General features: G+C 61.8%; 27 protein-coding genes. 9 read left to right on the top strand and 18 right to left on the bottom strand.

Annotated elements, in window-relative coordinates; all coding sequences use genetic code 11:
* Positions 1-5 precede the first annotated feature (5 nt).
* The 4 genes from K5607_RS12930 to K5607_RS12915 all read right to left on the bottom strand — a co-directional run bounded on the left by K5607_RS12930 (position 6) and on the right by K5607_RS12915 (position 1,449).
* Positions 6-263, bottom strand: coding sequence for a type II toxin-antitoxin system RelE family toxin (locus K5607_RS12930; protein ID WP_054773033.1), 258 nt, complete (start codon positions 261-263; stop codon positions 6-8).
* On the bottom strand, positions 250-483 hold the full coding sequence (locus K5607_RS12925; RefSeq protein ID WP_054773034.1) for a hypothetical protein: 234 nt from the start codon (positions 481-483) through the stop codon (positions 250-252). Before K5607_RS12925 ends, K5607_RS12930 begins: the two co-directional genes overlap by 14 nt.
* Positions 484-577: 94 nt before the next feature.
* A complete protein-coding gene (locus K5607_RS12920) occupies positions 578-958 on the bottom strand; it encodes a hypothetical protein (protein ID WP_221047260.1) in 381 nt (126 codons plus the stop codon).
* 20 nt (positions 959-978) lie between these two features.
* Positions 979-1,449 carry a HugZ family pyridoxamine 5'-phosphate oxidase gene (locus K5607_RS12915; protein ID WP_054773036.1) on the bottom strand — a complete coding sequence of 157 codons (471 nt, stop codon included), beginning with the start codon at positions 1,447-1,449 and terminating at the stop codon, positions 979-981.
* Between the two features lie 220 nt (positions 1,450-1,669).
* On the opposite strand from K5607_RS12915, the gene K5607_RS12910 reads away from it, so the two are divergent.
* Positions 1,670-2,152, top strand: coding sequence for a Crp/Fnr family transcriptional regulator (locus K5607_RS12910; RefSeq protein WP_221047259.1), 483 nt, complete (start codon positions 1,670-1,672; stop codon positions 2,150-2,152).
* Positions 2,153-2,257: 105 nt separating this feature from the next.
* Here K5607_RS12910 and K5607_RS12905 read toward each other — a convergent pair whose 3' ends face one another.
* From K5607_RS12905 to K5607_RS12895, 3 genes are all read right to left on the bottom strand, one after another.
* Entirely contained in the window at positions 2,258-2,599 is a 342-nt protein-coding gene (locus K5607_RS12905; protein WP_054773037.1) for a RebB family R body protein, read from the bottom strand.
* 89 nt (positions 2,600-2,688) lie between these two features.
* Positions 2,689-3,015, bottom strand: a complete 327-nt coding sequence (locus K5607_RS12900; protein ID WP_054773038.1) for a hypothetical protein — start codon at positions 3,013-3,015, stop codon at positions 2,689-2,691.
* A gap of 86 nt (positions 3,016-3,101) precedes the next feature.
* On the bottom strand, positions 3,102-4,700 hold the full coding sequence (locus K5607_RS12895; RefSeq protein ID WP_221047258.1) for an NAD(P)/FAD-dependent oxidoreductase: 1,599 nt from the start codon (positions 4,698-4,700) through the stop codon (positions 3,102-3,104).
* Between the two features lie 323 nt (positions 4,701-5,023).
* Between K5607_RS12895 and K5607_RS12890 the strand changes: the two genes are divergently transcribed.
* Genes K5607_RS12890 through arsB form a run of 3 tightly spaced genes read left to right on the top strand, consistent with a single transcriptional unit; the run spans position 5,024 to position 6,911 of the window.
* The gene (locus K5607_RS12890; RefSeq protein WP_221047257.1) at positions 5,024-5,380 is read left to right on the top strand and encodes an ArsR/SmtB family transcription factor; all 357 of its coding nucleotides are present in this window, start codon (positions 5,024-5,026) and stop codon (positions 5,378-5,380) included.
* Positions 5,377-5,877 (top strand): arsenate reductase ArsC, encoded by a 501-nt coding sequence (locus tag K5607_RS12885; protein ID WP_221047256.1) that lies wholly within the window; start codon positions 5,377-5,379, stop codon positions 5,875-5,877. The genes K5607_RS12890 and K5607_RS12885 overlap by 4 nt, the downstream gene beginning before the upstream one ends.
* Positions 5,874-6,911 (top strand): ACR3 family arsenite efflux transporter, encoded by a 1,038-nt coding sequence (arsB, locus tag K5607_RS12880; protein ID WP_054773292.1) that lies wholly within the window; start codon positions 5,874-5,876, stop codon positions 6,909-6,911. Before K5607_RS12885 ends, arsB begins: the two co-directional genes overlap by 4 nt.
* Positions 6,912-6,914: 3 nt before the next feature.
* Here arsB and K5607_RS12875 read toward each other — a convergent pair whose 3' ends face one another.
* The 3 genes from K5607_RS12875 to cysN all read right to left on the bottom strand — a co-directional run bounded on the left by K5607_RS12875 (position 6,915) and on the right by cysN (position 9,252).
* Entirely contained in the window at positions 6,915-7,274 is a 360-nt protein-coding gene (locus K5607_RS12875; protein ID WP_054773300.1) for a hypothetical protein, read from the bottom strand.
* A 101-nt stretch (positions 7,275-7,375) separates the two neighbouring features.
* The gene (locus K5607_RS12870) at positions 7,376-7,585 is read right to left on the bottom strand and encodes a type II toxin-antitoxin system HicB family antitoxin (protein WP_054773293.1); all 210 of its coding nucleotides are present in this window, start codon (positions 7,583-7,585) and stop codon (positions 7,376-7,378) included.
* A 26-nt stretch (positions 7,586-7,611) separates the two neighbouring features.
* Complete coding sequence (gene cysN, locus K5607_RS12865; protein ID WP_054773294.1) at positions 7,612-9,252, bottom strand: sulfate adenylyltransferase subunit CysN; 1,641 nt, start codon at positions 9,250-9,252, stop codon at positions 7,612-7,614.
* A gap of 106 nt (positions 9,253-9,358) precedes the next feature.
* Here cysN and K5607_RS12860 point away from each other — a divergent pair, with 106 nt between their 5' ends.
* Together K5607_RS12860 and K5607_RS12855 are read left to right on the top strand one after the other, a co-directional pair.
* Positions 9,359-9,964 carry a Uma2 family endonuclease gene (locus K5607_RS12860; RefSeq protein WP_221047255.1) on the top strand — a complete coding sequence of 202 codons (606 nt, stop codon included), beginning with the start codon at positions 9,359-9,361 and terminating at the stop codon, positions 9,962-9,964.
* Positions 9,965-10,054: 90 nt separating this feature from the next.
* Positions 10,055-10,330: a cupin domain-containing protein gene (locus K5607_RS12855; RefSeq protein ID WP_054773295.1), complete on the top strand. Its 276-nt coding sequence runs from the start codon at positions 10,055-10,057 to the stop codon at positions 10,328-10,330.
* A gap of 77 nt (positions 10,331-10,407) precedes the next feature.
* Here the strand turns inward: K5607_RS12855 and cysD are convergent, their stop codons facing one another.
* Positions 10,408-11,316 carry a sulfate adenylyltransferase subunit CysD gene (gene cysD, locus K5607_RS12850; protein WP_054773301.1) on the bottom strand — a complete coding sequence of 303 codons (909 nt, stop codon included), beginning with the start codon at positions 11,314-11,316 and terminating at the stop codon, positions 10,408-10,410.
* A 160-nt stretch (positions 11,317-11,476) separates the two neighbouring features.
* On the opposite strand from cysD, the gene K5607_RS12845 reads away from it, so the two are divergent.
* Entirely contained in the window at positions 11,477-12,628 is a 1,152-nt protein-coding gene (locus K5607_RS12845; RefSeq protein WP_221047254.1) for a multicopper oxidase domain-containing protein, read from the top strand.
* A 173-nt stretch (positions 12,629-12,801) separates the two neighbouring features.
* On the opposite strand, the gene K5607_RS12840 is transcribed toward K5607_RS12845, so the two are convergent.
* Both K5607_RS12840 and K5607_RS12835 read right to left on the bottom strand, forming a co-directional pair.
* Positions 12,802-13,041 carry a hypothetical protein gene (locus K5607_RS12840; RefSeq protein WP_156302374.1) on the bottom strand — a complete coding sequence of 80 codons (240 nt, stop codon included), beginning with the start codon at positions 13,039-13,041 and terminating at the stop codon, positions 12,802-12,804.
* Positions 13,042-13,751: 710 nt separating this feature from the next.
* Positions 13,752-15,920, bottom strand: coding sequence for an AAA family ATPase (locus tag K5607_RS12835; protein ID WP_221047253.1), 2,169 nt, complete (start codon positions 15,918-15,920; stop codon positions 13,752-13,754).
* 262 nt (positions 15,921-16,182) lie between these two features.
* Here K5607_RS12835 and K5607_RS12830 point away from each other — a divergent pair, with 262 nt between their 5' ends.
* A complete protein-coding gene (locus K5607_RS12830; RefSeq protein ID WP_221047252.1) occupies positions 16,183-17,469 on the top strand; it encodes an MFS transporter in 1,287 nt (428 codons plus the stop codon).
* Between the two features lie 92 nt (positions 17,470-17,561).
* Here K5607_RS12830 and K5607_RS12825 read toward each other — a convergent pair whose 3' ends face one another.
* Complete coding sequence (locus K5607_RS12825) at positions 17,562-18,362, bottom strand: M48 family metallopeptidase (protein ID WP_054774422.1); 801 nt, start codon at positions 18,360-18,362, stop codon at positions 17,562-17,564.
* Between the two features lie 18 nt (positions 18,363-18,380).
* On the bottom strand, positions 18,381-19,019 hold the full coding sequence (gene msrA, locus K5607_RS12820) for a peptide-methionine (S)-S-oxide reductase MsrA (protein ID WP_054774421.1): 639 nt from the start codon (positions 19,017-19,019) through the stop codon (positions 18,381-18,383).
* A 68-nt stretch (positions 19,020-19,087) separates the two neighbouring features.
* Between msrA and hslO the strand changes: the two genes are divergently transcribed.
* Positions 19,088-19,957 carry an Hsp33 family molecular chaperone HslO gene (hslO, locus tag K5607_RS12815; RefSeq protein ID WP_221047251.1) on the top strand — a complete coding sequence of 290 codons (870 nt, stop codon included), beginning with the start codon at positions 19,088-19,090 and terminating at the stop codon, positions 19,955-19,957.
* Between the two features lie 143 nt (positions 19,958-20,100).
* Here hslO and K5607_RS12810 read toward each other — a convergent pair whose 3' ends face one another.
* Genes K5607_RS12810 through K5607_RS12800 form a run of 3 tightly spaced genes read right to left on the bottom strand, consistent with a single transcriptional unit; the run spans position 20,101 to position 22,365 of the window.
* Positions 20,101-20,619, bottom strand: coding sequence for an adenine phosphoribosyltransferase (locus K5607_RS12810; protein ID WP_054774420.1), 519 nt, complete (start codon positions 20,617-20,619; stop codon positions 20,101-20,103).
* A 31-nt stretch (positions 20,620-20,650) separates the two neighbouring features.
* Complete coding sequence (gene murU / locus K5607_RS12805; protein ID WP_221047250.1) at positions 20,651-21,328, bottom strand: N-acetylmuramate alpha-1-phosphate uridylyltransferase MurU; 678 nt, start codon at positions 21,326-21,328, stop codon at positions 20,651-20,653.
* Entirely contained in the window at positions 21,325-22,365 is a 1,041-nt protein-coding gene (locus K5607_RS12800; protein WP_221047249.1) for an aminoglycoside phosphotransferase family protein, read from the bottom strand. Before K5607_RS12800 ends, murU begins: the two co-directional genes overlap by 4 nt.
* Positions 22,366-22,444: the final 79 nt, after the last annotated feature.

Below are 22,444 nucleotides of genomic sequence, written 5' to 3'. Positions count from 1 at the left end.
ACGGGTTAGCGGTACACGTCACGGCGGTGGCCTACCTTGACGACTTCGACCACGACTTCCGCGTCCGCCACGGTGTACAGGATGCGGTAGTTTCCCTGCCGCAAACGGTAGCGCTCTTGTGCGGAAAGTTTTTCCGCGCCAGCGGGGCGAGGATCGTTTTGCAGGGCTTCGATGCGCGCCAGGATGCGCCGTACATCCGCCGGCGGGATGTCGCGCAAGTCCTTCGCCACAGAGGGCCTGATCCTCAACTCATAGCGTGCCATCGGCCTTGAGCTTGGCCAGGAAGACTTCGTAGCTGACGGTGGGTTCCTCGGCCCGTTCGGCAAAGGCGGCCAAGTCTTCCTCGTCTTCGCGCAAAGCGGCGCGGATGGCATCGTTGACGATCTCGGACATGCTGCGGTGGGCGCTGGCGGCTTTGAGGCGTAGCGCCTGGTGCAGGGCAGGTTCGATATAGAGGGTGGAGCGTATGGCCTCGCTGCTCATGGTGCGTCTCCAAAACGTTGTGGCGTTTTGCCATTATAGCGGTGCGGCGAGACGCATGTCGGCTGTGCGCAAAATGCCTCGAATTCCTACCCTGTTACTTGCCCTTGATCTTATCCAGCACGTCCAAATCCGACAGCTCGTTCCCCACCCACAGCCGCACCTTCTTGGCGCCGACGCTCATGGCCAGTTCGAACAGCGCGCGGTCTTCGATTTCCGACAGGCCGCCCTCCAGCAATTCCAAGGGATGCACGATCATGGCCGGCATGGGCGCCCACCACCGTACGGCGTCCAATTGGGCCATGCCTTGCCTCAGGCATTTTTCCGCCCTGGTGTAATTGCCCACCAGCATCCGCGGCGAGGTGAAAGGATCCGCCGCTTCCACCGTGACTTCCTTGTTTAGCGGGATATGCCGCAAATGCATGCGATTTTTGGTGATACGAACATAAATGACGGCATTGAATAATTCGGCGAGCATGGCGTTTTCCTGCGGGTTGTTCACTGATTCCGGTTCAGGATGGCGGTAAAGTCGTCGGCCGTGATGGAAACGGCCTTGCCGAATCCGCCGATAAACCTTACCGAGCGGACGGCGATGGCGAACAGCGAGAAGTCGGCGAATTGGAACATGTCCTCGGCGTAAGGAAACCGTTCCAGATAAACCCGTCTGGCGCCTTCATAGCCCGTCGCTTCAGCGGGGCAGGGCTGGGCCGTCCCCTGGATGCTGGCGCGGGGCAGGGCGTGTACCGGTTCTCCGGGCACGGGAGTCGCGGCGACCATCAGGCCGACCTCCGGGTGAGCCAGCATGTCCTGGGTGTGGGACGCCAAGCGGCTGACGTGGATGACCAAGCCGTCCCTGGTGGGAAGCAACGCGAAAGGAACTAGGGATACGGCGGGTTGTCCGTGGTGCAGGGTGCCCAGTGCGGCGGTTCGCTCGCTTTCGATCAGGGTTTTCAAAGGGGAAAAATCCATGGCGCGGTTTTCCGGAGCAGGAGGGCGGTGCCCTCGACGAGGCAATTATAATGCCGGTCGAGGACCGATATGAAAACGGTCCGTTGACTGCGCGGTCGGCTTTGTGGGGCTATGTTTGAATACGGCGGTGTGTGGCGCGCTGCGCTGTTTAATGGATTTTTGGCAGGGACCGCTGGGGTTTTTATGTGCGGATAAATAAGTTTTTTCTGGGTGTTTTTATATGCTTGAAACTCGCGGTGCTATCGATACTATCAGCCTGATGTTGCTGGATAGCAATATCGTCAACGATCTCACGCCGGCGGAGCTGAAGCTGGCCGCCGGCTATTTTAGCGTACGCAATCTGGAAAAAAGATCGGTGATTTTCAAAGAGGGCGATGCCGGTACTTTCATGTGCCTCGTTTGCGCCGGCACGGTCGGCATATCCAAATCCAAGCATATAGAGCAAGACGACGAATCGCTGAAACTCGCCCTGTTGCATAAGGGAAGAACGTTTGGCGAAATGGCCGTTCTCGACGGCGAGCGGCGTTCCGCCACGTGTACCGCCATTACCGACTGCACTTTGCTGGTGCTTTCGAAAGAGTCCATTGACAAAATGATTGTCGAAGCGCCCCGGGTCGCCGCGAAACTCATTCGCTCGATGGCGGTATTGCTCTCCAGACGGCTGCGCATGACCACGGGAAAATTGGCGGAGCACGATTTATAGGGGCACAGGCGCGGTGAGTCGGCAATCGCTTTGTTCGAGTGCAAACACACCGTGGATCGACGCCCCCAAGGGGCGGCGGGCGCTGTCTGTGGCCGTTGCGCGGCTTTATTCCGGGGTTTTGCCGCTGCTTGCCGGCTGCTGGGCAAAGCCTTGCAGCGTCGCCTTGAGGTCGGCGATGGTTTGCGCCAGTTCGTTGTTGCTCAGGACGTCGACGGCGGAGCGGGCTTCCAGCGGGCCGAGGTTGCTGATGGTGTTGGAAGCCTTGGCGACGATGGTAATGCCCAGTTCGTTCATGGCCTGCTGATTGGCCACGGCGTTCTGCTGCGACAGATTGATGTTGGCGATAGTGTTGGAGTAAGCCAGGTTGGATAGCATTGCGGGCTGTTCGGCGATGGATTTGAGGTTGCCGATAGCGACGGCTTGGGTTACTTCTTGGGATACATCCACGGTACTTCTCCTTTGTGGTTGATGGTCCTGGTTTGGAGCGGTTTTGCCGCTGGGGGACGTCTATAGCCGCCCGGGGGGTTGCATGGGGACTATGAGGTTTGCTTCGCTTGTTCCTGTAGGCCGCTCACGCATTTCAATATTTCCTTGATTCCCCCGACCAGCTGTTGGGTTCCGGCCGGGTCGGCGGAAACGTCGAGTTTGTCGATGATCGCTACGCATTTGGCGACCACGGCGAGTTGAATCAGATTCAAGGCCTGTTGTTGGCTCAGCGCGATCTGCTGCTGCATATTCCGGTTGAATATCTCTTGCGCTAAGGCCAGGTTGGCGAGTACCGCCGGCTGCTCGCCGATGGATTCGGCGTTGGCAGTGGCGATTGCCTGTACGATTTCGTTTGGAAGGGAATTGGAATCCGCCATGTTCTACTCCTTGTCTCGATGGGGTCCTTTGGTAGCGGCCGGCGGGGGATAGGTAGCCGGCCTTCTCCATCGTACACCGATTGCTTTTAACCGGCCATATCCAACGCCAGCGCTTCCGCCACCTTGATGCCGTCCACCGCGGCCGAGAGGATGCCGCCGGCATAGCCGGCGCCTTCGCCGGCCGGATACAGGCCGCGGGTGTTGAGGCTCTGGAAATCCTCGCCGCGCTTGATGCGCACCGGCGAGGAGGTGCGGGTTTCAACGCCCGTAAGGACGGCGTCGTGCATGGCGTAGCCTTTGATCTGCTTGTCGAAGGCGGGCAGGGCTTCGCGGATGGCTGCGATGGCATAGTCGGGCAGGGCGGTGGCAAGGTCAGTCGGGTGCACGCCGGGGGTGTAGGAGGGCTGTACCGAGCCGAATTGGGTCGACGGCCGGCCGGCGAGGAAGTCGCCCACCAGCTGTCCCGGCGCTTGGTAGTTTTCGCCGCCCAGCTTGTAGGCTTGCTCTTCCCAGCGGCGTTGCAGTTCGATGCCGGCCAGGGGAGAGCCGGGGTAGTCTTCCGGGGTGATGCCGACGACGATGCCGCTGTTGGCGTTGCGCTCGTTGCGGGAGTATTGGCTCATGCCGTTGGTGACGACCCGGCCGGGTTCGGAGGCGGCCGCCACCACCGTGCCGCCGGGGCACATGCAGAAGCTGTAGACGCTGCGGCCGTTTTTGCAGTGATGCACCAGCTTGTAGTCGGCGGCGCCCAGCAGGGGATGGCCGGCGCGGTCGCCGAAGCGGCAGCGGTCGATGAGGGATTGCGGGTGCTCGATGCGGAAGCCGATGGAGAAGGGCTTGGCTTCCATGTAGACGCCGCGCTGGTGCAGGGCCTGGAAGGTATCGCGGGCGCTGTGGCCCACCGCCAGCACCACGTGCCGCGTGGCGATGGTTTCGCCGCCGGCCAATATGACGCCGCGCAGCTGGCCGTCCTCGATGTCGAAATCCTCCACCTTGCTTTGGAAGCGGATTTCCGCGCCCAGGGACTCCATGGTGGCGCGCATGTGTTCCACCATGCCCACCAGGCGGAAGGTGCCGATGTGGGGCTTGCTGATGTAGAGGATTTCTTCGGGCGCGCCGGCTTTGACGAATTCGGTCAGCACCTTGCGGCCCAGCTGGCGCGGGTCCTTGATGCCGCTGTGCAGCTTGCCGTCGGAGAAGGTGCCGGCGCCGCCTTCGCCGAATTGCACGTTGGATTCCGGATTGAGCACGCCCTGGCGCCACAGGCCGAAGGTGTCCTTGGTCCGCTCGCGCACCGCCTTGCCGCGCTCCAGGATGATGGGCTTAAAGCCCATTTCCGCCAGCAGGAGCCCGGCCAACAGGCCGCAGGGGCCGGTGCCGATCACCACCGGGCGCTCCTGCAAGCCTTGCGGGGCGTGGGCGACGGGACGATAGCTGTCGTCCGGCTTGGGGCCGAGGTGTTTGTCGTGGGCCAGACGGCGCAGCACTTCCGCTTCGTTCTTCACTTCCACGTCCAGGGAGTACACCAGGTGGATGTCGCTCTTGCGGCGGGCGTCGTAGCCGCGCCGGGCGATGCTGTAGCCGAGCAGGTCGCTGTCGGGGATGCCCAGCCGGGCGAGGACGGACGCGCGCAGGGCGCTTTCCGGGTGGTCCAGGGGAAGTTTGAGTTCGGTCAGTCGCAACATGCGCGGGCATCCGGGGAAAACGTGCGGCCGGCTATTTTACGGGGAATGGGCGGCTATTGTCGTAGTGGCGTGCCCTATAGTTCGTCGCCCATGCCATGAGAAGTTACGATGGAGCTTCCGGCTCCCTCTCCCTTGCAGGGAGAGGGTTGGGGTGAGGGTGGGAAAATGCCCGGGCTTGTTACTCCCCTCTCCCCTGAGGGGAGAGGGGACCGAACAGAGCGGGCTAGCCTGACGGCGTTGCCCTCGGTCTCTCTCCTTAGTGGGAGGGAGGTCGTGTAGCGGCAAGGCTTGTCAATCGACGACGATTCGACGATTATGGAACTATGGAAACAAAAGCCGCCGTCAAAGCCCTCGCCGCCCTGGCCCAGGAAACCCGCCTGTCTTTGTTCCGCCTGCTGGTGCAGGCCGGGGAGGGCGGCGTTCCAGCCGGGGAAATCGCCAAGTCCCTGGCCGTGCCCAACGCCACTTTGTCCTTCCACGTGAAGGAACTGGTCAACGCCGGCTTGGTCGTTGCGCGCCAGGAAGGGCGCTACATCTATTACGCGGCCGATTACGCGGCCATGAACGCCGTGGTCGCCTTCCTTACGGAAAACTGCTGCGGCGGGCAGCCCTGCGGCCCGGCGGACTGCTGCGCCGCGCCGAATCCACCTGAATCCATCAACGACGAGACTTCTCCATGAGCGACAAAACCTACAACGTGCTGTTCCTCTGCACCGGCAATTCCGCCCGCAGCATCCTGGCGGAATGCCTGTTGAACCGCCTGGGCCAGGGGCGTTTCCGCGCCTACAGCGCCGGCAGCAAGCCGCTGGGGCGGGTCAATCCGTTCGCCGTCGAGCTGCTGCAGCAAGAGGGCTATGCGGTGGACGGTCTGCGCAGCAAAAGCTGGGACGAGTTTTCCGGGCCCGACGCGCCGCACATGGACTTCATCTTCACCGCCTGCGGCAACGCTGCCGGGGAAACCTGCCCGGTGTGGCCGGGCCATCCGGCCAGCGCCCACTGGGGCATCGCCGATCCGGCCGGGGACGACGACGAGGCCAAGCGGGCGGCCTTCCGCCAGGCTTACGAGCGGCTGCATGCCCGCATCGCGCGCTTCGTCGCCCTGCCGCTGGAAAGCCTGGACGCTGCGGCATTGAAGGCGGAGCTGGACGCCATCGGTCGGATGGAGGGCCGGCAATGAGCGACGCGCGCCCGGCCATGGGTTTTTTCGAGCGCTACCTCACCCTGTGGGTGTTCCTCTGCATCGCCGCCGGCATCGGCCTGGGGCGCGTCTTCCCGGCCGCCTTCCAGGCTTTGGGTGGCATGGAGCTGGCCCACGTCAATCTGCCGGTGGGATTGCTGATCTGGGTGATGATCGTGCCCATGCTGTTGAAGATCGACTTCGGCGCCCTGCACCAGGTCAAGGCCCATTGGCGCGGCATCGTCGTGACGCTGTTGATCAACTGGGCGGTGAAGCCGTTTTCCATGGCTTTGCTCGGCTGGCTGTTCGTGCGCCAGGTGTTCGCGCCTTACTTGCCGGCGGAGCAACTGGACAGCTACGTCGCCGGCCTGATCCTGTTGGCTGCCGCGCCCTGCACCGCCATGGTGTTCGTCTGGAGCCAGCTGTGCCGGGGCGATGCCTATTTCACCCTGTCCCAGGTGGCGCTGAACGACGCCATCATGGTGGTGGCTTTCGCCCCCATCGTTGGCCTGCTGCTGGGGCTGTCGGACATCGTCGTGCCGTGGGACACGCTGCTGGTGTCGGTGGGCGCTTACGTGCTGGTGCCGGTGTTGATCGCCCAGGCTTGGCGCAAGCGGCTTTTGGGCCGCGGCGAGGCGGCGTTCCAATCGGCCATGGCCAAGATCCAGCCCTGGTCCATCCTGGCGCTGTTGACCACCTTGGTATTGCTGTTCGCCTTCCAGGGCGATGCGATCCTGACGGATCCCTGGGTCATCGCCATGCTGGCCGTGCCCATCGCCATCCAGGTGTTCTTCAATTCGGGACTGGCCTATCTGCTCAACCGGCTGTGGGGCGTGGAGCACAGCATCGCCGGCCCGTCCTGTTTGATCGGCGCCAGCAATTTCTTCGAACTGGCGGTGGCCGCCGCCATCAGCCTGTTCGGCTTCCAGTCCGGCGCGGCCCTGGCGACGGTGGTGGGGGTGCTGGTGGAGGTGCCGCTGATGCTGGCGGTGGTGTGGGTGGTTAACGCCAGCGCCGCCTGGTATCGGCGTTAAGAACTAGACGGCCACGCTGTCCGTCGCCGCTTCGCGCACGATGGCTTGCACCCGCGTTCCCAGTTCGACCGGGTCGGACGTGGGTTCCATGCAGACCGAGAGGTGTCCCTGCCCGGTGGGCATGACGAATTGGAAAAAATTGCCGTAGCGGACGATCAGGTAGTCCAGCCCGCCGCAATCGATGGCGCCTCTCTGCCCGGTCAGGAACAGTAAGGTGGGATTGACCAGCAATTCTTCGTAGCGGTCGCTGTCGTCGCTGCTGGCGTTGGGCAATTCCGCTTTGCAGCGGGATTGCAACTGCCCGTTTTGATAGAGGGCGACGTAGCGGATGGCGGGGGAAATGGCGAATATGCGGTCGATCATGTTCGCTCGAATAGCGGCTTGCCGGTCTGATTTGGCGCGCAACGGCAAAACCAAGCTTTTGAAGGGTGCGAACAGCATCCGCTCCGGAAATCTGGGGCAGGCTAGGCGGCACGGACTGGAATTTCGAATGTGGTTAGGAGCGGCTTGCCGTATGAAGCCACCGGAAATTCTTCCAGATATAACTCCGTGGCTTCTTGTAGATTGGCAAGCGCCTCCTCGATCGACTCGCCCTGAGTGCTCGTGCCGGTTTCCGGGTTGAGCGCCACAAAGCCGCCCTCCTGAGCGGGAATAAGAACGGCCGTGAATTGCATGGCTGTCTCCTAGGGGCTACACAGAATTAACCCAACACGCCCTTATCGAACAGCAAGCCCAGCACGTCGTCCGCGCTCTGCCCGTCGGCGGCGACGGCAATGTCCGCCGCTGCTGCTTGTGCCGGCAAAGTCGCCAAGCAGATGAGCCCGGCGCGGTTCAGCTGTGCGGCGATGAGGCCGGCGTGGGGCGCCAGTTCCGGCTGGTCCAGCACGGTGGCGGCGTGGCCCAGGTCGAACAGCTTGCGTTCCACGGCATAGGCCAGTTCGCCCGCCTGGGCGCCGCTCAGCCAGACGGTGACGGCTTTTTGGCCGAAGCGGGCGGCTCGCTCCTCCACGGATACCGGCGCAAGGGAGCCTTCGCCTTCCGCCTTGGCGACGATCATGCCGGCGCCGACGGTGACGTTGCTCAAGCGATCGATGACGATGAAGGCGCCGGTGCCCTTGCTGCGGCTATAGGGGTCGAAGGCGATGGGGGCAGTGAGGGCCACTTCCACCAGGGCGATTTCGTTCAGTTGCAGCTGATCGGCGCCGGATTCCTCCAGGGTGTTGACGTCGATGCGGTGCAGGATGCTCGCCACCGAACCCGGTACGCTCTTGGTGGCCTGCTTGACGATGTACTGCTTGCCCGGCGCCATGGGCGCTTCGGTCATCCACACCAGGTTGGCGAGGAAGCGATTGCCGGTTTCCGGCGCGTTGTCCGGCCGTACCAGCATGTCGCCGCGACTGACGTCCACTTCGTCTTCCAAGGTCAAAGTAACGGCCTGGGGCGGGAAGGCCCGCTCCAGCTCGCCCTCGTAGGTGACGATGGACTTGACCCGGCTGGTCTTGCGCGACGGCAGCACCATGATGGGGTCGCCCTTGCGCACCACGCCGGAGGCGATGGTGCCGGAGAAGCCGCGGAAGTCCAGGTTGGGCCGGTTGACGTATTGCACCGGGAAGCGGAAGTCGTCGAAATTGCGGTCGCTGGCGATTTCGATGTTTTCCAGGATGTCCAGCAGCGGCCGGTCCTTGTACCAGGGCGTGGCGGCGCTGAGCTGCACCACGTTGTCGCCGTTGAGGGCCGACATGGGGATGAAATGGATGTCGTGCACGTCCAGCTTGGCGGCGATGGTCAGGTATTCGTCGCGGATGCGGTTGAAGACGTTTTCGTCGAAGCCCACCAGGTCCATTTTGTTGATGGCCACCAGCACGTGCTTGATGCCCAGCAGCGACACGATGAAGCTGTGGCGGCGGGTTTGCGTCTGCACGCCGTGGCGGGCGTCGATGAGGATGATGGCCAGGTCGCAGGTGGAGGCGCCGGTGGCCATGTTGCGGGTGTACTGCTCGTGCCCGGGGGTGTCGGCGATGATGAACTTGCGCTTGGCGGTGGAGAAGTAGCGGTAGGCCACGTCGATGGTGATGCCTTGCTCGCGCTCCGCCTGCAGGCCGTCCACCAAGAGGGCCAGGTCCAGTTCGCCGCCGGTGGTGCCGGACTTGACGCTGTCTTTTTGCACCGCCGCCAGTTGGTCCTCGTAGATCATCTTCGAGTCGTACAGTAGGCGCCCGATGAGGGTGCTTTTGCCGTCGTCCACGCTGCCGCAAGTGAGGAAGCGCAGCAGTTCTTTGCGTTCGTGCTGGGCCAAATAGGCGTGGATGTCGGTGGCGATGAGGTCGGATTGGTGGGACATCGGCGGTTCGGTATGCGGTTGTGTTTGGGGTTTGCTGGGGCGAAACTATACCACAAAGCGGCGCCGGCCTTGGCCTGCGCGGCGCGACTCAGCGACGGGGTGGCGTATGAATACGGTGGTCCAGCAACGGCGGCGAAACTTCACTTACGGCGACTATCGGCACTGGCCGGAGGACGAGCGCTGGGAGCTGATCGACGGTGAGGCGTTCAATATGAGCCCGGCGCCGTCGCGGCAGCATCAGGACGTGGTGGTGGAAATGCTGCGGCAAACCGCCAACTTCCTACAAGGCAAGCCGTGCCGGCCCTACGTGGCGCCTTTCGACGTGCGCCTGCCCAAAGCCGGCGAAGCCGACGACGCCGTGAATACCGTGGTGCAGCCGGACTTGGCGGTGGTCTGCGATGCCGCCAAGCTGGACCAGGCCGGTTGCCGCGGCGCGCCCGACTGGGTGGTGGAAGTGATTTCGCCCCATACGGCAGCCAAGGACCACGTCCGCAAGCGCGAGCTGTACGAACGCCACGGGGTAAAGGAATACTGGTTGGTGCATCCCCTGGACCGGGTGGTGACTCGCTACGTGCTGGCCAATGGGCGCTATGCCCAGCCGCTCATCGAGGAGGCGGTCGGCCGCACGGCGGTGGCTTGCCTGCCGGGGCTGGAAATCGATTGGGAATTCCTCAATCCGCCGGACGATACCCGTCCGGGGCCGGCGGGGTGAGTGCGGCGGCCGTTCGCCGTGGCTTAGTTGCCCAAGGGTGCTAGAATGCGCGCCCTGTGAAGTTCAACCATCCGCGAAGACAGGAACAGCATGAGCCTTATCACCATCGAGCATAATCCCAGCGACGAACGCCTGAAAGAACTCGGCGTGGCCAACTGGGAAATCTGGGAAAAAGAAGTTTCCAAATTCCCCATCGATTTCGACGAAACCGAAACCGCCTACATCCTGGAAGGCGAAATCCTCGTCACGCCCAAGGGCGGCGAGCCGGTGCGCATCGTGCCGGGCGACCTGGTGCAGTTCCACGCCGGCCTGGACAGCGATTGGGAAGTGGTGAAGCCGCTGCGCAAGCACTACAGCTACGATTGATCGCATTTTTCCTAGCGCTGAACACAAAAAAGGCATCCGAGGATGCCTTTTTTGTTGCTCGACGATAATCCGTCGGGCTAGAAGTAGCCTTCCATCTTCTTCTGTTCCATGGAGCCGGCCTGGTCGTGGTCGATCATGCGGCCCTGGCGTTCGGACGTGGTGGTGAGCAGCATTTCCTGGATGATTTCCGGCAGCGTCGTCGCCGTGGATTCCACCGCGCCGGTCAAGGGGTAGCAGCCCAGGGTGCGGAAGCGCACCATCTTCATTTCCGGCGTTTCACCGGGCTCCAGCGGCATGCGCTCGTCGTCCACCATAATCCAGGTGCCTTCGCGCTGGACCACCGGCCGCTCTTTGGCGAAGTAGAGGGGCACGATGGGGATGTTTTCCAGGTAGATGTATTGCCAGATGTCCAGCTCGGTCCAGTTGGACAGGGGGAAGACGCGGATGGACTCGCCCTTGTTGATCTTGCCGTTGAACAGGTTCCACAGTTCCGGGCGCTGGTTTTTCGGATCCCAGCGGTGGTTCTTGTCGCGGAAGGAGTAGACGCGCTCCTTGGCGCGGGATTTCTCCTCGTCGCGGCGGGCGCCGCCGAAAGCCGCGTCGAACTGGTATTTGTCCAGGGCCTGCTTCAAGCCCTCGGTCTTCATGATGTCGGTGTGCTTCTTGCTGCCGTGGGTGAAGGGGCCGATGCCTTGCGCGACGCCTTCCGGGTTGACGTGGACGATGAGGTCCAGGCCCAGGTTCTTGGCGTGCCGGTCGCGGAACTCGATCATCTCGCGGAACTTCCAGGTGGTGTCCACGTGCATGAGCGGGAAGGGTGGCTTGCCCGGATGGAAGGCCTTCATGGCCAAGTGCAGCATCACCGCCGAGTCCTTGCCGATGGAATAGAGCATCACCGGGCGTTCAAATTCGGCCGCCACTTCGCGGATGATGTGGATGCTTTCCGCTTCCAGTTGCTTGAGGTGCGTCAGTTGGTATTCGTTCATGGAATGTATTGCTGCGAAGGAGCCGCCCGGCGCGGTTTGGCCGGATTTTAACAAAAATAAGGGGTTCTGGGCAGCGCGGGCCATGGCGTTGTTTGTTGAAAGTCATTATCATTTGGATGGCCTCTTTCGCAACACCACCTTCGAGCTTCCCTTGCCAAACATGATTCCCCGACCCGCCTCCCTCCGCCGCGTGACCTTAGCCATCGCGGTTTTCGCCTTGCCGCTGTTTTCCCCCTTCAGCGCGGCTGAGGTAAGAACCTATTACATCGCCGCCGAGGACGTGTTGTGGGATTACGCGCCGTCCTATCCGGACAACGTCATGCACGGCATGGAATTCAACGACAAGGAAAAAGTGTTCGTGGAAGGCAACGAGAAGGACCGCGTCGGCCATCGCTATTACAAATCCCATTTCGTCGAATACACCGACGCCCGTTTCGACACGCCCAAGGCGCGCGGTCCGGAGTGGGAGCACCTGGGCATCCTGGGGCCAGTGATCCGCGCCAACGTCGGCGACACCATCAAGGTGGTGCTGAAGAACAAAACCGCCAAGGTTCCCGTCTCCCTGCATCCCCACGGCGTGTTTTACCGCAAGGACAGCGAAGGCACCCACTACAACGACGGCACCAAAGGCGCCGACAGCGCCGACGACCAACTGGCGCCGGGGCAAATGTACACCTACACCTGGGAAGTGCCGGAGCGGGCCGGCCCCGCCGCCGAGGACCCCAGCTCCATCGTCTGGTTGTACCACTCCCACGTGGACGAAACCGCCGACACCAACACCGGCCTGGTCGGTCCCATCATCATTTCCCGCAAGGGCGAATGGGACGGCAAAGGCAAGCTGCGCGGCATCGACCGGGAATTCGTCGTGCTGTTCAGCGTATTCGACGAGAACAAAAGCCTGCTGTTGGAAAAGAACATGGAAGAGTTCGCCCCGCGCATCGACCCGGAAGACGCCGGCTTCCAGGAAAGCAACCGCATGCACGCCATGAACGGCTACGTCTACGGCAACCTGCCGGGGCTGGTGATGAAGGAAGGGGAAAAAGTGCGCTGGTACCAGCTGGCCCTGGGCACCGAAGTGGACTTGCACACCCCCCATTGGCACGGCAACACCCTCACCAGCGACGGCCATCGCGTCGACGTGCTCAACCTGCTGCCCGCCACCCACGCCACCGTGGACATGGCGCCGGACAACCCCGGCGTGTGGATGTACCACTGCCACGTCAACGACCACATCGAGGCGGGCATGATGGCGAGTTATACGGTGTTGCCGAAAGCGGCCAAGGCGGGCGCCAAGCCGGCCGCCAAACGGTAGCCGGCGTAGGTTGGGGTGAGTCCGCGAACCCCAACGCCTGGACGCAGCGCCTCGGTGTTGGGCTTCCTATCGTCAGCCCAACCTACCGCGCTAATACTCCCGGAAAGTAGGGTGGGCGGCCGATAGGTTGCCCACCGCAGCGTATGACGTACGTCCGCCATGTGGTGGGCAAGCTAGCGCTCGCCCACCCTACCTGACTGCGTCCACTCGCTAAGATCGGCCGGGTGTTCGATGGTGGCGGTCTGGGAGTCCCACTCGTAGCAGCCGGAGGTCTGGGTGAAAACGTCGTAGGCCGCCTCCTCGGGCTTGTCGTAACTGGCCAGCAGTTCGTCGCCGATATACAGGTCATGCCGCCCATCGTCGCTGGGGCGAATGGAGAACTGGCCGAAGGGGGTTGGGTAAGTCCAGATCACGGGAGAAATCCTCTTTACATACACGTAGTCGAGGCAGTATCGCAGGTTTTGCTGCTCCCACGCTGCGTGTTCCTCGTTAACAACCCGTTCAAGTCATCGCTCGCTTCACAGCGTTCGCGTCCCGCCACTGACTGGCCGGGGCCGTGGCGCTTATCTCTTTCCCACTTGCGGGAAAGGGGTAGGGGCAATGCCGTTTAGTTAAGCTCCTTTTCCCCCAGGGAAAAGGTTGGGATGAGGGGGGGGGCAAAAAACCGCGGCCTTTTTATTCCCCTTTATTCCCCCCGACCCTCTCCCGCTGGAGGGGGGAGCCGGAGTTTTCGCTGGGAGTCGGCCGACGGAACATACCTGTGCTGACGGCCAACTGGCCGAATCCCTGCGGCCGCCCTTCGGGTTATTCCTGCCGAAAACTCCGGTGCTCGGCGCGGCAAAAGGGGGGGCTTCGTGACTAGAGCACAGGGCGGTAGCGTTCTCGCGCAATCTGCCGTTTCGCGGATTTCGGCGGGTTACGGCTGTGGCCTAACCCGCTCTATATGCTGCCGATTCAATGCACGAATCGTGTAGTTCAATCGAGTGAGGGAAGGTGAGGCACGATGTAGCCTAACGTTCTGCTTGAGCCGCGGCTTCCCCTGAAGCGTAGCGGAAGGGTAAGCCGTCGGACTCGAAGCGGTTGTTGTGTGCGCAATTCATTGTGGCAGCGCTCCAGTGGGGCCCTACACCTTGACCATCTCTTTAAAGTGATCGGAATACCCTGTCTTTTCGAAAACTAGCCGAAGGCCTTCTTTGAAGGTGCCATAGTTGAACTCCTTCATATCGATGATATTCTGCCCTAGCGAATGCGATTCTCTATTAATGTAGCGGCAGAATGCTTGAAATTTCGCATCCCGTAGCTCTGGCATGAGGAATACGTTGTTTAGGTCTTTCTTTCTCACGAAGTTAAAAAAGTATTCGACGATATTGCGCATGCAGTTGGCGATGAGCGCCGGCGGTTGTTCGGGGTCATTGACTACCGACCAATATGCCTGGTAGTCATTCTGAATCTCTTCGTATTTCATTTCCTGAATACTGCTACCAGCCGCAGATTTAGTGATTCGGAAGAGCTTCTGCGTCTCCTTTCTCCGTGCGTGGTTGGGATAGGTTAGCTCATAGAAGAAATACAGACTGTGTGTCAGCACGAACACTTGACTGAAACGCCCCTCCCCAAAGAACACAGACCGTATTAGCTGTCCCACATTAAAGACGAATACATGGGAAAGACTCGATATTGGGTCATCTATCACAGCTATACGCTGAGCATGCGTATCCTCTGGGCTAGACTTTCCCTTGCATAGTTCGCAGAAGTACAAGAAACTGATCATCATTTTCTCGCCTTCGCTGAGCGTATGAAAAGCGTGCTCCGACTCGCCTGCGCGAACGACTCGATATAACCTCTCTGCGTGCTTGGAAATACTGAGGCCATCAATCCCGATGTCTACCAAGCCGGCATTGATTGCGTCCACTGCTTCATCCGTGTTCACAGTTTCCTTTTGAGCCAGCGCAATCTCTCTCTTAGCATCGGTAATGTTGACCCCTATTTTGGTAATTTCCTCATCTGCTTCTTTCAACTTCTTTTTGGCAACCTCGTGATCGACCTCAAACCGAGTCATCGTCTGATCATATTGCCACCGCATAAGCCCCCAAAATTCGTCCTTAAGGGCAATGAGCGCAGACGCTCGATTTTTTAGGCGCTCATTGTAGTCGTCAACAGCCTCGTTTATCGTGGCAACCTCACGATTGAAGTCTGTAATCAAACCGCTGGAATCTGCGAGAGTTTCTGGTGCCTTTGGGTTTTTTAGCTTTTTCTCAATCTTTTCGAGATTGCTGCGCAGGGTGTCACTAACCGCCTGATACTTGATGGATAGGGGCGCCACGTGTTCGCGCGCGAACGGATTTTCAGTATAGCTTTTTACATCTTGCAACTGTCCGATTGCGGAAACGTATCTCGCTTTGAAGGTTTCCAGCTGTTCCATTTGCTTCTGATAGGTGTCGTCGAAATATCCTTGAATGCCCTTAATGAATTTCGACGTAATCGTTCTCTCCTGGCAAAAAGGGCACGCCTCACCGCTTTCCTGAATTTTCTTCGGTAGGAAACCAAGCCCCTGCTTTACCCAGTTCGAATTTCCAAGCTCCTCTATCAGTGCGGCTACTTCACTGTCCGCGTTACCAAGAATTGTTCTGCCAAAGATGGCATCGGATTCGATTTCACCAGCTATGAATGTGAGGATTGGAATCTGTTGCTGCAGCTGGGCGGCATCCCCTTTAATGGCGTCCACTTCTTTGCGAAGCGCCTTAATGTCCCTTTTCGGCTCGCGCTCTGGCTTTGGTATCGTTTGGAGATGGGAAAATAGTTTGTCCTTTTGTCCTTTCAGACCCTCAAGACAATACTCAAGCACCCGATCGCCTCCAGAGTATTGCGCCTTAATATTCCAAACCTCATCTACGGCTTGTTGCTTTTGTGTTGCGAACGTTTTGGCCACCTGTTCTCTGGCGGCTTGCTTTTCCTGTAATGATTGCGTTAGATCATCACAGCGTTTCGTCGCCTTGGCAATTTTCTCCTCAGCATTCTTATTCTCTTTTGATAGACTAAAAATCCCCTTGAGGCTATTGGCAACAAAGAAGTTGTCTTGAATGAATCTTTGGTTGTAAACCAATACGGGCTCTGTTTGAGCAGGCACCTTATGGCATTGAGCGAAGCGCGCGTCATCTGGGGCGTAGAGAAAGTTGGATATTGTTGACTTTCCAACACCGTTCAGGCCGTAGATCAAGTTGATCTTCTTGTCTGTCACGAGAGATGCGGGCTGCTTGAAGCTCGCAACTGCATCCATGTGAATCTCGGTAATCACGCGTAGTCCCCTCTAGCGCAAAAGCACACAACAGTTGATTAAACAGAAACTTGTATAGCGGTGCTAAACGGATTCTGTTGAGCACGCCACCTGAGCGTCGTCGTCCATGGTGTAGGCTTTCGCACAGGGGGCGTTCGTTGAAGAAGGACAATATCCGAAGGCTGAAAACGAGTAAAGCGGCTCCAGGCGGTGATACCAAATGGTTTGGTGGTTGCTTGTGCGTCCGCCTTGCTTTACGTTAGCCGGCCCACGGAGAGCCCTGATGCCGCCACTAGACCACCCCGACGATTTGGAAAACGCCCTGTTCCGCAAAATCTCCCGTCGTTTGCTGCCCTTCCTGTTCCTGCTGTACGTGGTCGCTTACCTGGACCGGGTCAATATCGGTTTCGCCAAGTTGCAGATGAATGCCGATTTGGGGTTCAGCGATACGGTTTACGGGGTGGGGGCGGGGGTGTTTTTTCTGGGGTATTTCCTGTTCGAGGTGCCCAGCGGGTTGATTTTGCATCGGGTCGGGGCGCGGCGTTGGATTGCCCGGGTCGTGGCGATGTGGGGCCTGATTTCCGCCGCGACGTTGTGGGTGGACACGCCCGCTTCGTTTTATGCCCTGCGCTTTTTGCTGGGGCTGGGGGAGGCGGGGTTTTTCCCTGGCATTATTTATTACTTGACCCTGTGGTATCCCTCGGCCCGGCGGGCGCAGACGGTGGCCGTGTTCATGGCGGCCGTGCCGGTGGCGGGGGTGTTGGGCGGGCCGTTGTCCGGTTGGGTGATGACGGCCTTGGACGGGGCGCAGGGCTTGCGCGGTTGGCAGTGGCTGTTCCTGGCGGAGGGGTTGCCGGCGGTGCTGTTGGGGCTATTCACCTGGTTTTGGCTGGACGACGGGCCGGCGCATGCGCGTTGGTTGACGCGTGAGGAAAAAGCCCGGTTGCTGGCGTGCTTGGCGCGGGACGAGGACGGCGCGGCGCGGCACACGGCCTTCGGCGCGGCCGTCAAGTCGCCGCGGGTGTGGGCGCTGGCGTTGCTGTATTTCCTGCTGGTGGTGGGGCTGTACGGCATTTCTTTCTGGATGCCGCAGATCGTCCACGATTTGGACCGGGGCAGCTATGCCGCCACCGGGCTGCTCAGCGCCATTCCGTACCTGGCGGCGGCGTTGGGCATGGTGTGGCTGGGGAGGAGCTCCGACCGGCGCGGCGAGCGCCGTTGGCATCTGGCCGGTTGCGCCTTGGCCGGCGCGCTGGGTTTCGCCGCGACCATGGTTTGGGCGGATTCTTTGGCGGGCTCGCTGGCGGCTTTGTCGGTGGCGGCCCTGGGCGTAACGGCGGCGGTGGCGGTGTTCTGGCCCTTGCCCACGGCCATGCTGTCCGGCCGCGCCGCCGCCGGCGGCATCGCCCTGATCAATTCCCTGGGCAATTTGGGCGGTTACGCCAGCCCGGCGGCGCTGGGCTGGCTAAAGGACTTGACCGGCTGCATGGCCTCCGGCTTGCTGCTGCTGGCGGCGGCGTTATTGGGCGCGGCTTGGCTGGTGCTGGGTTTGACGCGGGGGCGGCGTTAAGGTGGCCCGCAGGGCTCCGGCTCCCTCTCCCGCGGGGAGAGGGAACCCGCCAACGAGCGCTAACTTAACGGCATTGGGGCTGTGCTGAAGCCTTATTGGTCGCAGTTGGGCCGGCGCCCGGCGGCCAAGGCTTGCTGTTGCAAGGCGGTCGCCTGCGGCAGGCGTTGCTGCAGGGCTTGGATGCGGGTGCCGTGGGAGGGGTGGGTGGAGAGGAACTCCACCGGCTGGGCGCCGCCGGCTTTGTCCATGTTGATCCACAGGTTGATGGATTGGGCCGGATCGAACCCCGCCTGGGCCATGGTGTCCAGGCCCACCAGGTCGGCTTCCGATTCCTGCAGCCGGTTGTAGGGCATCAGCACACCGTATTTCGCGCCCAAGCCGAGCACGCCCAGCACGGTGCGGCCGGCTTGGCTGCTGGGGTCGCCGGCGGCGGCCAGCAGATTGATGCCTTGTTGCATGGCAAACTCCTGGGAAGCGCGCTCGTTGGCGTGGTTGGCCTGCACGTGGGCGATTTCGTGGCCTAGCACGGTGGCCAGCTGGTGCTGGTTTTGCGCCACCTTCAGCAAGCCTTTATGCACGCCGATCTTGCCGCCGGGGAGGGCGAAAGCGTTGGGGGTGGGATCGTCGAATACCCGTATTTCCCATTGGCCGGCCTGGGCCCCGAGCAGCTGGCGGGCGACGCATTCTACGTAGTGGTTGACGGCCGCGCTCCGATCCACCGGGGTGGAGCTTTTCTTTTGCTCGAAGGCTTGTATGCCCATGGCGTTCAACTGCTGGCCGGACAGCAGCATCAATTGGTTGCGCCCCAGCGGCGAGGTGGCGCAGGCCGTGACGAGCAAGGCGGTCAAGGCGATGGCGGACGGCAGGGTTTTGGACGGTTTGCGGTAAGTCATGCGGTGTTCCTTCGGGGGTTAGGTCCAATTGGGGCAGGCGACGCCGGTGCCGCCCAGCCCGCAATAACCGTCGGGATTTTTCGCCAGGTATTGCTGGTGTTCGTCCTCGGCGTAATAAAACGGCGGCGCCGCTTCGATTTGCGTGGTAATGGGGCCTTTGCCGGCGCGGTTCAAGGCGGCTTGATAGGCGTCGCGGCTGGCCAGGGCCAAGCGCTGCTGCCTTTCGCCGTAGGTGAAAATGCAGGAGCGGTATTGGGTGCCGATGTCGTTGCCCTGGCGCATGCCCTGGGTGGGATCGTGGCTTTCCCAGAATACCCGCAGCAGTTCCCCGTAGTCGATGTGTTCGGGGTGGAACACCACCAGCACCACTTCGGCGTGGCCGGTGCGGCCGCTGCACAATTCGGCGTAAGTGGGGTTGGGGGTGTGGCCGCCGGCGTAACCGACGGCGGTGGCGTGGACGCCTTCCAATCGCCAGTAGCGCCGCTCCGCTCCCCAAAAACAGCCCAGGCCGAACAGCGCCCGTTCCAGTTCGGGCGGGAACGGCGGCTGGACGGCGTTGCCGTTGACGAAGTGGCGGGGCGACACCGGCATGGGCCGGTCGCGGCCGGGCAGCGCTTCTTGCGGTGTGGGCAGGGTGGTTTGCTTGCCGAAAGCCATGGATGCACCGGGTAGTGAACGTGTCAGGCCCAGTATAATAGCCAACCTTTTTTTCCTACGATGGCAATATGAGCGACTCCGACAGCCTGCACCGTTTTTTGTTCGAAGATATCGGCGTGCGCGGCGAACTGGTGCAACTGGACGCCAGTTGGCAAGCCGTGCTGGCGCGCCACGAATATCCCGACGCCGTGCGTCGCCAATTGGGCCAAGCGCTGGCGGCGGCGTCTCTGCTGTCGGCCACGATCAAGTTTCAAGGTTCGCTGATTTTGCAGGCGCAGGGCAGCGGCCCGCTGACGACGTTGGTGGCCCAGGCGACCCACCAGCGCAGCCTGCGCGGCTTGGCCCGCTGGCAGGGGGAAGTGCCGACGGGCGATCTGCGGACCACGTTCGGCGACGGCCGCTTGGTGCTGACCATCCAGAATCAGGGCGCCGACCCTTACCAAGGCATAGTCGCCCTGGACGGCGCGAATCTAGCCGATGCCTTGCGCGGCTATTTCGAGCAATCGGAGCAGCTGCGCACCCGCTTGTGGCTGTGCGCCGACGGCGAGCGGGCGGTGGGGTTGCTGTTGCAGGAACTGCCCGCCAGTTCCCGCGAGGCCGACGACTGGGAGCGGGTGGCGTTGCTGGCGGAGACGGTTACCGAGCGGGAGCTGTTGCAGTTGCCGGCGGAAACCTTGCTGTATCGTTTGTTCAACGAGGAAAAAGTCCGCCTGTTTCCGCCGGAGGGAGTCACGTTCCGCTGCGGCTGCTCGCGCGAGCGCATCGAAACGGTGCTGCGCAGCCTGGGGCGGGACGAAGTGGAGTCGCTGCTGGCGGAACAGGGCCACGTGCTGGTGGACTGCGAGTTCTGCAATCGGCACTACCGCTTCGATGCGGTGGATGTGGAACGGCTGCTGCGGGACGACGCGCCGGCGGCGGTGTCGCCGACGCGGCATTAAACGTTTCCCGGCAAGCCCTTGCTCCCGCCGGAGAGAAGGCGGGAGCAGGGGGCGGAAAGTCGCCGACCTTTTATTTCCCTCACCCCAACCCTCTACCTGGGGGAGAGGGAGCCGCGTTACCGAGCTACCGAGATTGCGTCCGGTCAGGAGTAATGCAGCAACGAATGGACGAAGTACTTGTCCAGCTTGTCGCGTCCGGCCAGGAAATCCAGCTCCACCACGAAAGCGCAGCCGGCTACCTGGGCGCCGAGTTTTTCCACCAGTTCGCAGCTGGCCAGGGCCGTGCCGCCGGTGGCCAGCAAGTCGTCGATCAGCAGCACTTTGTCGCCCGCTTGCAGGGCGTCGCGGTGCACTTCCAGGCTGGCGGAGCCGTATTCCAAATCGTAGGACACGCTGTGCACGTCGTGGGGCAGCTTGCCCGGCTTGCGCAGCGGGATGAAACCGACGCCCAGCTCCCACGCCACCAGGGAGCCGAATATGAAGCCGCGCGCTTCCATGCCGGCCACTGCGGTGATGTCTTGGCCGAGGAACGGGTGCAGCAGCTGATGCACGGCCAGCCGCAGCGTGGCGGGATCGCGCACCAGGGGGGTGATGTCCTTGAAGACGATGCCGGGCTTGGGGAAGTCGGGGATGTCGCGGATTTTGGCTTTGAGGCGTTCCATGGTCGTCGCTCGCTGGAGTTGGTTGGGCGGGTTAAGTCTCGTGTTCGGCGCAGCGGTAGTGCTCGTCGGCCGCTTGCAGGCGCTGCGGCGTGCCGACGTCCAGCCAATAGCCCCGGTACAGCTCGCCGCTGACTTGGCCTTGCGCCATGGCCTGGCGCAACAGCGGCGCCAGCGGATAGCGGCCGGGTTCCAGGCCGGCGAACAGCTCCGGCCGGTAGACGCCGATGCCGGCGAAGGTGTGGCCGTCGCCGGCGTCCGGCCGCAGCAGGCCGTCGGCCAGGGCAAAGTCGCCGTGGGCCTTGTGGGGCGGATTGGGAATCAGCACCAGGTGGGCCAGGCCGGCGGGCCGGCCGCGCAGGCTGGCGAAAGGGAAGTCGGTGGCGATGTCGCCGTTGACCACCAGGAACGGCTTGTCGCCCAGCAAGGGCAGGGCTTGGCGGATGCCGCCGCCGGTTTCCAGGGCGCCGTCCGGTTCTTGCGAGTATTGGAGAGCGACGCCGTAGCGGTCGCCGTCGCCCAGGGCGGCGCGCAGCTGTTCGCCCAGATGCCCCAGGTTGACGACGATGCGGCGGAAGCCGGCCGCCGCCAGGGATTCCAGCAAATGCCCGATGAGCGGCTTGCCGGCGGCTTGCAGCAGGGGCTTGGGGGTGTGGTCGGTCAGCGGCCGCAGCCGTTCGCCGCGGCCGGCGGCCAGGATCATGGCATTCATTGGGCTCCGCCGGCGACCTCGTCCAGGCGCGGCACCACGTGTTGCTCCAGCAGGGCGACGAAGGGGGCGAAAATGTCGTAGCGGCCGGCCGATTGCAGCACGTAGTTCAGCGTGCGGGGAATGTCCTGCAGGTATCCCGATTTTCCGTCGCGCAGCTTGAGGCGGGAGAAAATGCCGATGGCCTTGAGGTGGCGCTGCATGCCCATCAGGTCGAACCAGCGCAGGAATTGCTCGTCTTCCACTTCCCCGTCCAGCAGCTTGGCGTCGCGCAGCCGGGCGGCGTAGTTCAAGGCCCAGGTTTCCACCCGCGCCAGCGGCCAGTCCACGTAGCAGTCGCGCAGCAGCGACACGGCGTCGTAGGTGATGGGGCCGGTGACGGCGTCTTGGAAGTCCAGCACGCCGGGATTGCCGTTTTCCGTGACCATGAGATTGCGCGAATGGTAGTCGCGATGCACCACGACGGTGGGTTGTTCCAGGGCATTGGCGATCAACCTGGCGCAGCAGTCGTCGAGCAAAGCCTGCTCTTCGCTACTAAGCTCTATTCCCAGCAGACGCTGCAAGAACCAGTCGCGAAACAGTTCGAATTCCCGTTGCAGCAAACCGTCATGGTATTCGGGCAAGCCGCTGGCGGCGGGGGGGATTTTCGATTGCATCGTGAACAGCGCGTCCAGGGCGTCGCCGTAAAGGGCGTCGGCGCTTTGCGTGTGCAGCCGGTCCAGATAGGGTTCGGAACCGAAGTCCTCCAGCAGCAGAAAGCCCCGCGCCACGTCGGCCGCATGAACGCCGGGCACTTTTACGCCGGCTTTGGACATGAGTTCCGCGACGCGCAGGAACGGGCGCACGTCCTCCAGCGGCGGCGGGGCGTCCATCGCGATGTAGGTGCGGCCGTCGAGTTCCGCGCGGAAATAACGACGGAAGCTGGCGTCGCTGGACGCCGGGGCGAGTGAGCGCAATTCCAGCTTGAGGCTGACGGTCAACCACTGGTTAAGCAGATCGTAGCGGGCATCGCTAGCGTTGGAGGGGGCGGACTCAGTCATGGCAGGCGCGTGGATACAGGAGGACGAAATGCGGAATCGAAAATTCAGGGGTTAGCGGGTAGAATGCATACAATCTTTT

The sequence above is a fragment of the Methylogaea oryzae genome (assembly GCF_019669985.1).
GTDB classification, from domain to species: domain Bacteria; phylum Pseudomonadota; class Gammaproteobacteria; order Methylococcales; family Methylococcaceae; genus Methylogaea; species Methylogaea oryzae.
The sequence above is the reverse complement of the archived record's forward strand: the minus strand, read 5'-3'. Positions and strand labels throughout refer to the sequence as shown.